Raw genomic sequence first — 12,965 nt, 5'->3', positions numbered from 1 at the left:
CCGGATAACTGGTGACGCTTATATAGAAAACAAATGCACTTGTTTCTTCCAAATAAACGGGCTGAGTCGTCTCATTCGCCGTTTGCTTTTACGTGGTAATCTTTTTGAATTGTTCGACCTGCCCTTTAATAGCTGTTTCGGTAGGCAGGCGCTCAATGCTAGAGGCCCCGAAGAAGCCGTCGATCCCGTCGGTGGTTTGCATGATATATTCGGCATCTTCTGGTTCAGCGACCGGACCACCGTGCGAAATCACCATAATATCGGGATTTATTTCTTTGCCGGCGTCATGAATGGCTTGAATTCGTTTCGCACAATCATCCAATGTAAGTGCCGTTTGGGCCCCAATCGTTCCTTTGGTCGTAAGTCCCATATGAGCGACCAAAATATCCGCCCCTGCTTCCGCCATCATCGCCGCTTCGTTTTCATCAAACACATACGGCGTCGTCAATAAGTCTAGTTCGTGAGCTTTTCGTATCATCTCGACTTCTTTGTCATAGCCCATGCCCGTTTCTTCTAAATTTTTGCGAAGGTCACCGCCAATCAAGCCGACAGTCGGGAAGTTCTGCACCCCGGCAAAACCCATCCGTTTTAAATCTTCTAAAAATACGTCCATCATACGAAAAGGATCCGTCCCGCACACACCGGCCAGGACAGGAGTATGCTTTACGACCGGCAGTACTTCATCTGCCATTTCCGTTACGATTTTATTGGCATCTCCGTACGGCATCAGTCCGGCTAATGACCCTCGGCCGGCCATCCGAAAACGCCCTGAATTATAAATAATAATTAAATCAATGCCACCGCCTTCTGCCGCTTTTGCCGAAAGACCAGTGCCTGCTCCTCCTCCCACAATGGAAGTTCCTTCACTTACTTGCTTTTTCAATTTAGCCAAAATATCCTTACGCGCTAGACTCATACGAGATCCTCCGTTCATTTCTAGTTATAAAATTCAGAATTCTTTAATTCTGTTCCATCAGCTGCACTAATTTCTGCGCCATCGCTAAGGCAAATTCTTCATCATTGATATGTTGATTGCGTTCAATCACCTCTACTGCCTCACTTGTTACATGCTGCTTGATCGAATCAAACAAAGCCCGGTCTTCTTCTGGGCCGTAAAACGGCTGTCCTTCTTGATCGATGCCTGAGACGCCGTGAAGAGGCAAAAACAGAGCAGCAGGCGCTTTCGCCTTGTTCACTTTTTCGGAGAGAATTTTTCCCAGCTGCTTGTTTTCTTCCGTATTCGTCCGCATGAGGGTAATATTTGCATTGTGCTTATATAAATGGCGTTCTTTTAATGGTTCTGGTACGGTGTCAATGCCGCCGAAATTCACCATATCCAACGCCCCGGTGGACACGACTTGGGGAATATTGGCCTGGGCTGCGGCCTCCAGTCGCTCTGGGCCGGCGCTGAACACGCCTCCTACCAACTCATCGCACCATTCGGTCGTGGTGACATCAAGCACTCCGGAAATGTAGCCTGCTTCAATCAAAGATTCCATCGCCTGGCCACCGATTCCCGTCGCATGAAAGACGAGTACATCATAGCCCTGGTCTTCGAGATATTCTCTCGCTTTTGTCACACAAGGTGTAGTCAGGCCGAACATGGTTGCGGCAATTAAAGGCTTTTCTTCCTTTATTTCGGGCACTTCCCCTTTCACCATACCAAGGATGGCAAACGCCGCATTGGCTAAAATTTGTGAAGAAAATGGATTGATGCCGGAAATATCAACGACAGAGTGCACCATCGTAATGTCTTTTACGCCTACAAACGGACGGGTGTCGCCTGAGGCAAGAGTAGAGACCATCACTTTCGGAACACCGACCGGAAGAGCCTGCATCGCCTGGGTCCCGATCGTGGTCCCAGCTGAACCGCCTAGACTTAGAACCCCCGATATGTCACCGCTTTCAAAAAACTTAAGAGCCAGTCGGGCTGCTCCGCTCATCATGACATCAATGGCCTTGCCTCGGTCATCCGCTTGAATAAGCTGTTCTAACGCTTCACCTCCCTCTTTTGCCACTTCAGCGCTGGTAATATCCGGGGAGATGGGCGGTTTACCTTTAATGCCGCAATCCATGACGATCGTTTCTGCCCCGCCTTCTTCAATTCGTTCTTTAATGAATTGAAATTCTTCTCCCTTCGTGTCCAACGTGCCGACTAGTAAAATCTTTTTCAAACCAAAGCCCCCTTTCAATTGGTCTCCCCCCATATAGATGCAAAAGTGATGCCAAGTTGTAAAAGCCCGTATTAATACAGGCTGACGATGTAGATACAAAAAAAAGTGAGAAACGCATTTCTCACTTCCGTTCTCTTTTTTCTCACTCGTTGAGAAATTGTTCTCAACTTCGCTTAATTTCTCACGATCACAGCTTACCGAGAGTAGCGGGTTGGTTGTTCGAGGTTGTATTTTTTCATCTTATTATAAAGCGTACGCCTCGTGATCCCCAGGGTTTGCGAAGCTTTGGTGCGGTTCCAGCCGAACTGCTCCAGATGGTCAAGGATGAGCTGCTTTTCCACTTCTCCCGATACCTTCTTTCTCATCGGGGCGGGAAAGGTAGGCTCCGCAGCTACTGCTTCCTCCGGTACTGCCAGCTCTTGCACTGGCTCGGGCAGGTCCTTTAACTGAATGATATTTTCCTCGCATAATATCGCTGCTCGTTCTAGCGTGTGCTCAAGCTCGCGCACATTTCCGGGCCAATCATAGTTCACTAGCGCATCTAAGCTCGCGGCCGACGGCTTTTTAATCATAAGATTAAACTTCTCATTGATTCTCCCCAAAAAATGATTAACAAGTGCGGGGATGTCCTCTTTTCGCTTACACAGTGGCGGCGTGTATATGGAAACTACGTTTAAACGATAATAAAGGTCTTCGCGGAACATGCCTTTCTGGACAGCTTCGCGCAGATTTGAATTCGTCGCACAGATAATACGCACATCCACCTTGATCGTTTCACTTCCCCCGACCCGCTCAAATTCTTGCTGCTGAATGACGCGCAAAAACTTAGCTTGAATGTCCGGCTCCAGCTCCCCCACTTCATCGAGAAACAAAGTCCCATTGTGAGCAAGCTCAAATTTGCCAAACCGCTGTCTTTCAGCGCCGGTGAATGCACCTTTTTCATGGCCGAACAACTCACTTTCAAGTATTTCTTTCGGCATCGCCGCACAATTTATTTTCACAAACGGGCCATTATACCGCGGGCTGTTATAGTGAATGGCGCGCACCACAAGTTCCTTGCCAGTGCCGCTTGGTCCGTGCACCAATACATTGATATTTTTATCAGCCACTTTGCGCACAACATCATATAATTCCTGCATGCTCCGGCTTTGGCCGACAATCTCATCAAACCCTTTTTTCTTGACGAGCTCGGCTTTTAAACTTTCATTTTCTTCTTCTAGCTTGGAGTAATTTTTAAATTCGTTCGTCACTTCTTTAATACTAGCTTCCGCCGGGATCCGTTCAAAGCTGGAGCCGCCAATATAACCGACAGCCTGCGTGTTTTCATAAATGTATCCTGCCTGTTCTGCCTCGTTAATCGGTCCGCCGTACACCATCGGAAAAACATTCGGATTGACGTCCTGCGCAGCTTGAAAAATGCGATTAATCAAGTCCAGGCTTTCGTTTATGCTCGTGCTCTGGGTAACACCGAGATCCCCTCCGACCGTCCAGCCTAAATTAACACAAATCACATCCACATTGACGGCAGCCATTTGCCTGGCCTGCTCTTCATCAAACGTAAACGCAATCGTAAATAACCCTCTCTGTACAGCCTTTTCCATTAAATCGACCTCAGCCTGATACCCTAACCCTTCTTCTTCTAACGCTTCACGAAAAATACCATCGACCACGCCCACACTAGGAAAATTGTTCACCCCTTGAAATCCATGGCGCACAATTGTGCTGAGCAAGGTTTCCTGACTTTTGGTCGGATCGGTTGCACACGCTCCGAAAATAACTGGGATGTCTTGAATTCGCGGCAGTATTTCCTTACTGCCAAACTGAAAGACGGTTTCATTCCCGTTAGCAAACGGCATCATGCAAGCGAGAGAAGACACACCAGACGCGCGAAACCGGCCGGCATTTAAGGCAAGAATAAAATCAGCCCCGCCTTCATGCGCTTGTTTAGCCGAAAGTCCCGACCCCACCGCTGCCCCAATGATCGGTTTATTATCATTAATGCTTTCGTTCAACTGTTTAATAATCTCCGCTTTCGTTAACATAAGCGCCTCCCCCCGTGGCAAATTATTTATGTATGCGTTTTCAAACGATCGTTTAAATAGTTCTATAAACAAGACTTACCTGCCATCGTCCTAATGCTTATCTACTTCTATCATACTATTTTCCTGACAAAATATTAACACGTTGTCCCTCGTTTTCCAGGTGAAAGCTTGTCTTCACCCAGCAAACCAACACCGTTTTCACCCACAAGGAAGCGTTTTTGCTTCATTTACAGATCTGTTAAACTAAAAACATCTGTTATATAAGGAGAGGTTTACACTGGCTCGCTTCAACCAACAATTATGTTATGTGAGTGTTGTAGTTTGTACAGTGCTCCCTTTTTTAGTTCCCGGCCGCTTGCACTCAAACGGGTGGTATCAGTATGAATATGGACTCCCTCTTTCCTTTATCCATATTTACCAGCAGGACCCCGATACGGCCTGGCTTGGTTCAAACTTATTTACAGGAAACGACGGCCTTTCTATAAACCCGTTAGGTTTTCTCCTCAATATATTTATAATTTATGGGCTGTTCCTCTTTTTACTAAAAAAAAGGAAAAGGGATAAGTACAAAGATATCGACCGACCGCGTTCTTCATGAGGTAGGAACGTGACGACGGCTAAGGGCCTTTACAGTGTGTCCTTGGAAAAGAATAGTCATAAGAGATGGAAACCATGATGATTATGCCTTTTAAGATAAGGGGGAAGAAATGGGTATGAAACTATACGTGGATGCCGATGCAAGTCCTGCCAAAGATACAATTATAACAATAGCTGCAGAAGCAGAACTCCCTGTGGTGCTTGTGAAAAGCTTCGCTCACTTTTCCCATGCTGATGAGCCAGAGGGCGTGGAGACGGTTTACGTGGATAGTGGCAGCGAAGCAGCAGACTATAAAATTATGCAACTGGCGAAGAAAAACGACATCATCATCACCCAAGATTACGGTCTTGCCTCCCTGGGGCTCGCAAAAGGCTGCCAGGTCCTGCACCATAAAGGCTTCGCTTATACAAATGAAAACATCGATCGCCTTCTGGATACCCGTCACCTCAGCGCCATGGCTAGAAAAAGCGGACAGCGCACGAAAGGCCCGAAAGCCTACACCGAAGAGGAACGAGCCAAATTCGAACAGCTTTTACGACAGGTCATTCCTCAACAAACGCAGGAATGAGGCGCCGTTTGGCATTGAGCCGTGGCTGCTTCTCACAGCGGCCTTTTTAGAACAAGTCACAAGCCAACTTGCTGAGATATAGGTAGGAGGGGTGACGTGGAAGCAATACGGAGAGATTCAAAATATTAATACAACAAATAAATACCATCTAACTCCTGTCTCTTTTTAAGGAACATACAATTATATGTAAATAATGGAAATGAACACTTTCCTAAATGTTTATATTAGGTTGTTCCATACCACGAGACCCTCTACCGCCTATTGTTCCTACAACAGCTTTTGTAGAAAGCTCTTCGCCGAGAAATCGCAGAGCTCAGGACCGTTAGCCGTGAGTGTTGAGTTGTCTTCTCTACTACCACGCCGATAAACGTCAATCGCTCTACTGCCCATACGAAAAGCCAGTTGCTACCGGCTCCCTAACCGGTGCAACTGGCTTTTTCATATGAAAGACTTCGGCGGTTAACAACCCGAGCTCCCTGCACGCCTTTATTCCTCAAAATCAACGACGAGCTTCCCGATCATAGATCCGCTCTCCAATTGCTTATGGGCTTCACGCAGTTTTTCTGCATCAAGGCCGTAGAGCGTTGTCGTCAAGCTTGTTTCCAGCTTATGATGATCGATCAACTCGGCGGTCTGCTGTAGAATGTGGTGCTGATTGATCATATCAGATGTATGATACATCGAGCGGGTAAACATAAACTCCCACACAAAGGTGGCGCTTTTATGCTGTAAGTCTGATAACGGCAGGGGCCCTTCTGTTTCTACAATCGAGCAAATCTGCCCTTGCGGCGCAATGCATTCGACGAGGTTATGCCAATGCTCCTCCGTGTCGCTTAAACAAAAGATGTACGGCACCGCGTCATAGCCTTCTGCTTCGAGTTGGGGCTGAAGCGGCCTTTTATGATTAATCACGTGATCGGCGCCCCGCTGTCTGCACCATTCGCTAGTTTCATCCCGTGATGCGGTGGCGATGACTTTCATGCCGGCTCGCTTTGCCATCGGAATCGCCATCGAACCGACACCGCCTGCTCCGGAAATGATAAGTATAGCTTTTCCTTCCGCATTTGAAGAGGTTATCCCTAGCCGGTCGAACAATCCTTCTGCAGCGGTTAAAGTCGTAAGAGGGAGCGCTGCACTTTCTGTGTGTGTAAGTGTGCTCGGTTTTTTGGCTGCAATCCGTTCATCGACGAGCTGATATTCACTGTTCGAACCAGGACGGGTCACATCGCCGGCATAATATACTTCATCTCCCGGCTGAAACATTTCGACTTTTTCACCGGTCGCTTCTACCACTCCTGATGCATCCCAGCCGAGCACAGCGAGTTCCCCATCATCTTTTTTTCCGGATCGCACTTTTGTATCAACTGGATTCACAGAAGCTGCTTTCACGTTCACTAACAGGTCGTGGCCCGTTGCTTCAGGTACTTCCAACTCTGTGTTTTCCAAACTGTCTTGCTGCTCAATCGCTAACCCTTTTCGTACGCCAACTGCCTTCATCATTTCAATTCCTCCTCTGCCTCATCAAAAACCTTCGTCATTTAGGTACCTTTCCCTTCTATGACCTCTATAAAACATACAGCAGCTCCCTTAAACTTTCGGGGGAAGGCCGTTCAGCACCCGGCTTAAGCGACCATTGCAAGAAAGAGAACGCCTATACTCCGTTTGTTTACAAAGCCTTCATAAAAGCATCCGCAGGGGTTCATATCATCACAAAAAGACTGTATGATAAAGAGGGAAGCATTCACGCTCCATTCACCTATACAACCGGGTTCAATGACATATGACCTGCGCGCAGCCCGTAGTCCATGCAGAATATAAGTTCATACCTTCACATAATGAATAGAAAGGATAACCGTATGAATAATCGAACGTACACGATACCACCTTTACATAAAGAAATGGGCGAACACGTCCAAGCCTACATAAACACATTAACGAAACCACCTGGAAGTCTCGGCAGACTGGAGCCACTGGCGGTTTCTTTGGCTGAAATGAAGAATGATCCATTTCCAACCGTTTCTCCCCCCGGGGTTCTTGTCTTCGCGGCAGATCATGGCATAACAGCTGAAGGCGTCTCAGCTTTTCCGCAGGCAGTGACAGAGCAAATGGTGCGTAACTTTTTAAGCGGGGGCGCTGCCATCAATGTCTTTAGTAAAAACATAGGCGCCCTGCTAGAGATCATTGATGTAGGAGTGGCCGCCGATATTGACCATCACGATTTGATTCAAAACAAAGTACGGCCTGGCACAGCTAATTTTTTGCGAGAAGATGCGATGAGCACTCAGGAAGCCGAAGAAGCTATTCATGCCGGCTACGTGCAGGGAGAAAAAATCATCAACAAAGGCGCACAATGCCTCATCGTTGGTGACATGGGCATTGGCAACACGACGACAAGCAGTACAATACTTGCGCTGCTCGCCAATACAGATGCCAAAACAGTGGCAGGAAGTGGCACAGGTATTTCAGAGATTCAGTTACAGCATAAAGTAAAGATCATTCAGCAAGCTATTCAAGCGCGCAATCCTGACCGAAATGACCCGCTGGATATATTGGCTAAAGTAGGCGGATTAGAACTAGCAGGCATGGCCGGAGCTATGCTTGTGGCCGCAGAGAAAAAGACCCCCATTCTCGTCGATGGGTTCATCTGTACAGTAGCTGCCTTGCTAGCAAAATCTATGGCAAGTCATGTTAGCGATTATATGATTCTTGCTCACCAATCAGTAGAACCAGGTCATGATATTGCTAGTTCCATGTTAGATAAACAACCGCTGCTGGACTTAGAGCTTCGACTGGGAGAAGGGACAGGCGCAGCACTTGCTTTTCCACTGCTCCAGTCAGCAGCCTCCATGGTAAACGAGATGGCGACATTTACATCAGCAGGTATCTCCGGAAAAAGCAACAGCTGAAGACGGCGCAGTACGGTCTTGCCGCTGACGCAGAAGCGGTACCCGCAGACAGCGTACACTTTCCGCTTCTTCTTCTTTAAACCAACGATAAAATGCAAAGGAAATCTATCATGCTAGGAACGTTTCTTTTATTTAATGAACCACTTCTTGCTGGCGCGATCATCATTGCAGCTGCCATCTTATTAGATTTAGTCATCGGCGACCCGCGCTGGCTCCCCCACCCTGTTGTGCTTATAGGCAAGTTTATTTCCTATATCGAACAGCGAGGAAATCACGGCAGCCATAGGCGGCGAAATGGCATCATTCTTGCCGTGTCCGTTAGTATACTCGTGTTGTTTATCACCTGTACTCTCGTAGTTACAGCCTACTACATTCACCCGCTTGCAGGGGCTGCTGTTGAAATTCACCTTATTTCAACCACAATTGCGATAAAAGGCCTGCGCGCAGCTGCTCTAAACGTTTATGTTCCGCTTGTTCAAGGAGATGTCGTCGAAGCGAGACAACAGGTAAGCATGATCATTGGGCGTGATACAGACCATTTACCTGAAGACGAAATTGCGCGCGGTGCGGTGGAAACGGTGGCTGAAAATACAGTTGATGGGATAACAGCTCCCTTATTCTGGGCTTTGGTCGGCGGAGCGCCTCTGGCGATGGTGTACCGGGCTGTTAATACGTTAGATTCAATGGTTGGCTACAAGAATGAAACGTATGGGCAGTATGGATGGGCTTCAGCTAAAACAGACGATGTGATCAATTGGCTACCCGCCCGCTTAACCGCGTTCACCATGTGGCTGGCTTCTTTTTTTATCAAAGGCTCGAATAGAAACCAAGCTTGGAAAATCACAGTACGTGATGCCCAGAAGCACCCGAGCCCTAACAGCGGCTGGCCTGAGGCGATGACGGCAGGTTTACTCGGCATACAGCTTGGAGGCGTTAATTATTATGATGGAGAAAAATCTGTACGGGCTGTGCTGGGGGACCCCTGCAAGAAGACAGTGCCTGCCGATATCAAGCGAGCTATTTTCTATATGCATGGGGGCTGGATCGTATTTCTGCTGATAGGAAGTGCTCTCCTGCTTATGTTTAACTAAATCAATCAAGCGAGGTGAAAGAATGAAGTGGCCAGATCACGGCGGGCAGCCTGAACAGTTGAAGCAGCTTTTTAACATAGACGATGATGAGATGAAAACAATCGACCTTAGTGCAAACCTAAACCCTCTCGGCCCACCAGCTTGGTTGAAGGAAAAACTCAGTGACCTCTATGAGACAATTTCACGTTACCCGGACCCGACCTATTCCAGCAGCAAAGCCTCATTAGCGGCTTTTGAAGGGATCCCTGAAGACAACCTGCTGCTCACAAACGGTGGTGCCGAAGCTATTTTTTTAGCAGCGAAATATTTTGAACATGGGCAGGCGTTAATCGTCCACCCTACATTCTTAGAATATGAGCGAGCGTGCAACCACTATCATGTAAAGACCGAAGATGTTTATTACGATCAAGAAACAGGCTTCCAACTGCCGCTCCGTTTAATCGAAGAAAAACTCAACCACACCGATGTGTTATTTCTCTGCCGGCCGAACAACCCGAGCGGCACCGTGGTAAAAGAAGATGATATACGCTCTCTCTTAGAAGCCGGCAAACAAACGGAGACGTTTATCGTCGTGGATGAGGCCTTCGTAGATTTTCTTCCTTCTACTTACCCTTCTCTTTCAACCTTGCTGCCTGCGTATCCAAATTTGATTGTGCTGCGGTCGCTAACCAAGATGTACACCATTCCCGGGCTCAGGGTCGGCTATATGATGGCGGATAAGGATATCATTGCGTCTTTACAAGCAGAGCAGCTGCCTTGGAGCATTAACGCGCTCGCTCATGAACTTGTGCCCTCTTTAGTTGAAGATACAGACTTCGTACGCCATACCACCTCATGGTTAAACGAGCAATGGCAGAACATATCACAGACGCTGGCCAGCTTAGATTTTTACGTTTCACCATCAGAAGTAAACTTTTACCTGTTGCAGGACCAGCGTCAGCCCACGCGCACGGAGGAATTGTTCCAATTTTTGTTGCAGCACGGAATTGTAACCAGGCATACCCACAATTTTAAAGGACTAAATGGAAAGTTCCTTCGGGTTGCTATAAAAGCTCAACCAGAAAATGAGCACTTACTTGCCATCCTGCGAAAATGGAGAAATGAGTCATGATCGTATTCATTTCTGGCGGCGCGCGCTCAGGTAAAAGTGATGTGGCCGAACGTACGGCCCTTTCTTTATTTCACGACTGTAAAGATGCAAAGGAAAATAGCTCGCTCTATTACATAGCAACGGCGAAAAAAACCGACCTTGAAATGGAGAAACGCATCCAACTTCATCAGCAGGGGAGAGGCAACGAGTGGAAGACGATTGAAGAGCCTTATGAACTTTCCTCCTTTTTAACCAGCTGCAAAAAGAATGATGTCATTTTAATCGATTGTTTAACCATTTGGTTAAGCCAGGTTCTATTTGAAAAAGAGCTGAGCACGGATTCCATAAAAAGGGCTGTGGCTGACTGGCTAAAACTCGCGGCCAGGCAGCAATTTCATGTAATCATTGTTTCCAACGATGTAAATGAAGAGCTCCTTCCAAAGGACGAAGGGGTGCTGACCTACATTTACACGCTCCAGCAGCTGCACCAACAGATCGCAGACCAAGCAGAGCAGGTTATTCAAGTGGTTGCCGGCCTTCCTGAATACTGGAAAGGGGGAGAACGATGAAACAAGCGACCTTTGGCTTCTTGTTAGCTCTGCAATTTCTGACCCGGCTGCCTGTGCCGGTTTCCTGCCCGTGGAATCAACGCACGAGCAGATGGGCTCTGCGCAGCTACCCGCTCGTCGGCCTCGTCCTGGGCTCCATTTTAGCTCTGCTCCTGTTGCTCTTAGGCCCGTATCTCCCCCTTGAATTCCTGACCTTGCTTATTATTACGGGCTGGGTATGGCTGACAGGTGGGTTGCATTTGGACGGCTGGATGGACGTGGCCGATGCCGTCGGTTCCAACGCGCCGCTGGAAAAGAAATGGGACATTATGAAAGACCCGCACGTCGGGAGCTTTGGCAATATTGCTCTCGTATTCTTGCTGGCTTGGAAAGCGTTGCTCGTTTACATGCTCCTGGACATAGAAGTTCTTATTTATGCCTTGTTGTTTATTTTAGCTTTTTCCCGGCTGGGAGCCGCCGTATTGCTAATTACGCTCTCTACTGCCAAACAACAGGGCTTTGCCTGGGAATGGAAAAAAAACGTAACCAGGCTTGATATGGTCTACGCGCTCGTTCCGGTCCTCGTACTGCTTTTCTTTTTCCCTGCTTATTTATATATCCTTCCTGCTTATTTTCTATTTATTGCCGTAATGGGCATATGGATTAAGCGGACCTTTACAGGAACGAATGGCGACTTATTAGGCACTGCAATTGAAGGAGGAGAACTATGGGGACTGCTTATCACGTGGATTTATTTCTCGTTCGTCATGGGGTAACGGCGTGGAATAAAGAGAAAAAGTACTTAGGACATACCGACCTCGGCGTGATGAAACATGAGCTTGAGACGGTAAAAGAACTGAAACAGCACCTTCAGCAGCTAGATTTTGATTCGGTATATACAAGCGATCTGCGGCGCTGCCGCGAGACGTTATCATATTTGGACCTGCGAACGCCGGAAACAGTCGACGAGCGCTTACGGGAAATGAACTTCGGGGATTGGGAAGGCAAAACGTATGAAGAGTTACAGCACATCCAACAGTACCGGAACTGGGTGGATGATTGGGAAAGCGGTGCGACACCAAACGGAGAATCAGGCGCCGAGTTTAAAGCAAGAATCGAATCATTCCGCGACGACCTTTGTCACCACCTTGAGGGACAGGATCACGAGAAACAGAACATTCTTATTATGACCCATGGAGGCGTCATTCGTTACCTTGCCTCCACGTTTGTTGCTGCGCGCACGTTTTGGGAGCTTGGGGTCAAACACGGACAAGGAATGCGGCTATCTTTAACGGTGGAGAAAGGGGAATGGAGATGCAGCTCATTATCGGCGGTGCCTTTTCCGGAAAACGAAACATCGTCCAGGGCATGACGCAGGCCTCCAGTTGGATCTCTGCTTATAATGGTGAAGCGTTATCAACCTGGCAGGACAACTGGCGCCCGCATACTACGCTCGTATTAGAAGGCTGGGAAACGTGGCTTAAAGACGAGCTGAGCGAGCAGCAAACCGAAGACTTGCGCGCCCGCTATCAATCTTTTTTTCTGCAGTTAAAAGCAGCAGAGCAAAAACGAAGCGAGGAGATTATTCTTATTATGCTAGAAGTAGGAAGAGGGCTTGTCCCCCTGAACAAAAAGGAGAGGCAGTTACGAGATTATTTGGGCTGGGCCGCCCAGGATGCGGCAGCCCTAGCCGACGAGGTTCATTATGTATGGAATGGCCTTGCCCGGAAACTAAAATAAGATAGTATCATAGCTTCTATCTAAAGAAAACTTAGCAAAGTCAAGCCACGGCATAGGCTGAGTCTTAATTGCACGTATTCCGTTTCCTTTAAATATATACATTCATACGGTGTAAAAAACAACTGCCGCCTCTTGTTTCCACAAAAGGCGGCAGTGTTATTATGTGAGGTAATGATCACTGTAGAAAAAGTGAGCACAGATTTTGGTT

General features: G+C 47.6%; 12 protein-coding genes. 8 read left to right on the top strand and 4 right to left on the bottom strand.

Translation table 11 applies throughout. The features are described 5' to 3' along the window. Positions 1 to 88: 88 nt before the first annotated feature. From D469_RS0116790 to D469_RS0116780, 3 genes are all read right to left on the bottom strand, one after another. A complete protein-coding gene (locus tag D469_RS0116790; protein ID WP_018924551.1) occupies positions 89 to 916 on the bottom strand; it encodes a phosphoenolpyruvate hydrolase family protein in 828 nt (275 codons plus the stop codon). Between the two features lie 43 nt (positions 917 to 959). Further along, the gene (locus D469_RS0116785) at positions 960 to 2,174 is read right to left on the bottom strand and encodes a Tm-1-like ATP-binding domain-containing protein (protein ID WP_026286290.1); all 1,215 of its coding nucleotides are present in this window, start codon (positions 2,172 to 2,174) and stop codon (positions 960 to 962) included. 194 nt (positions 2,175 to 2,368) lie between these two features. Further along, positions 2,369 to 4,216 carry a phosphoenolpyruvate hydrolase family protein gene (locus D469_RS0116780; protein ID WP_018924549.1) on the bottom strand — a complete coding sequence of 616 codons (1,848 nt, stop codon included), beginning with the start codon at positions 4,214 to 4,216 and terminating at the stop codon, positions 2,369 to 2,371. 713 nt (positions 4,217 to 4,929) lie between these two features. On the opposite strand from D469_RS0116780, the gene D469_RS0116775 reads away from it, so the two are divergent. Then, positions 4,930 to 5,382: a YaiI/YqxD family protein gene (locus D469_RS0116775; protein WP_026286289.1), complete on the top strand. Its 453-nt coding sequence runs from the start codon at positions 4,930 to 4,932 to the stop codon at positions 5,380 to 5,382. A gap of 486 nt (positions 5,383 to 5,868) precedes the next feature. On the opposite strand, the gene D469_RS0116770 is transcribed toward D469_RS0116775, so the two are convergent. Further along, positions 5,869 to 6,879 (bottom strand): zinc-binding alcohol dehydrogenase family protein, encoded by a 1,011-nt coding sequence (locus D469_RS0116770; protein WP_026286288.1) that lies wholly within the window; start codon positions 6,877 to 6,879, stop codon positions 5,869 to 5,871. A gap of 359 nt (positions 6,880 to 7,238) precedes the next feature. Here D469_RS0116770 and cobT point away from each other — a divergent pair, with 359 nt between their 5' ends. The 7 genes from cobT (at position 7,239) to D469_RS0116735 (ending at position 12,757) form a co-directional block, all read left to right on the top strand. Further along, positions 7,239 to 8,288, top strand: coding sequence for a nicotinate-nucleotide--dimethylbenzimidazole phosphoribosyltransferase (gene cobT, locus D469_RS0116765; protein ID WP_018924546.1), 1,050 nt, complete (start codon positions 7,239 to 7,241; stop codon positions 8,286 to 8,288). A 110-nt stretch (positions 8,289 to 8,398) separates the two neighbouring features. Next, complete coding sequence (cbiB, locus tag D469_RS0116760) at positions 8,399 to 9,379, top strand: adenosylcobinamide-phosphate synthase CbiB (RefSeq protein ID WP_018924545.1); 981 nt, start codon at positions 8,399 to 8,401, stop codon at positions 9,377 to 9,379. A 22-nt stretch (positions 9,380 to 9,401) separates the two neighbouring features. Then, on the top strand, positions 9,402 to 10,490 hold the full coding sequence (gene cobD / locus D469_RS0116755; RefSeq protein WP_018924544.1) for a threonine-phosphate decarboxylase CobD: 1,089 nt from the start codon (positions 9,402 to 9,404) through the stop codon (positions 10,488 to 10,490). Next, complete coding sequence (locus tag D469_RS0116750; RefSeq protein ID WP_018924543.1) at positions 10,487 to 11,038, top strand: bifunctional adenosylcobinamide kinase/adenosylcobinamide-phosphate guanylyltransferase; 552 nt, start codon at positions 10,487 to 10,489, stop codon at positions 11,036 to 11,038. Before cobD ends, D469_RS0116750 begins: the two co-directional genes overlap by 4 nt. Next, positions 11,035 to 11,793: an adenosylcobinamide-GDP ribazoletransferase gene (cobS, locus tag D469_RS0116745; protein WP_018924542.1), complete on the top strand. Its 759-nt coding sequence runs from the start codon at positions 11,035 to 11,037 to the stop codon at positions 11,791 to 11,793. The genes D469_RS0116750 and cobS overlap by 4 nt, the downstream gene beginning before the upstream one ends. Continuing rightward, positions 11,745 to 12,389, top strand: coding sequence for a histidine phosphatase family protein (locus D469_RS0116740; protein WP_018924541.1), 645 nt, complete (start codon positions 11,745 to 11,747; stop codon positions 12,387 to 12,389). The genes cobS and D469_RS0116740 overlap by 49 nt, the downstream gene beginning before the upstream one ends. Further along, complete coding sequence (locus tag D469_RS0116735) at positions 12,332 to 12,757, top strand: bifunctional adenosylcobinamide kinase/adenosylcobinamide-phosphate guanylyltransferase (protein WP_018924540.1); 426 nt, start codon at positions 12,332 to 12,334, stop codon at positions 12,755 to 12,757. Before D469_RS0116740 ends, D469_RS0116735 begins: the two co-directional genes overlap by 58 nt. The last annotated feature ends 208 nt before the right edge of the window (positions 12,758 to 12,965 follow it).

Origin of the sequence: Salsuginibacillus kocurii DSM 18087, from assembly GCF_000377705.1 — a bacterium.
In the GTDB taxonomy this organism is placed as follows: domain Bacteria; phylum Bacillota; class Bacilli; order Bacillales; family Marinococcaceae; genus Salsuginibacillus; species Salsuginibacillus kocurii.
This window is presented reverse-complemented; position numbering and strand designations above follow the sequence as displayed.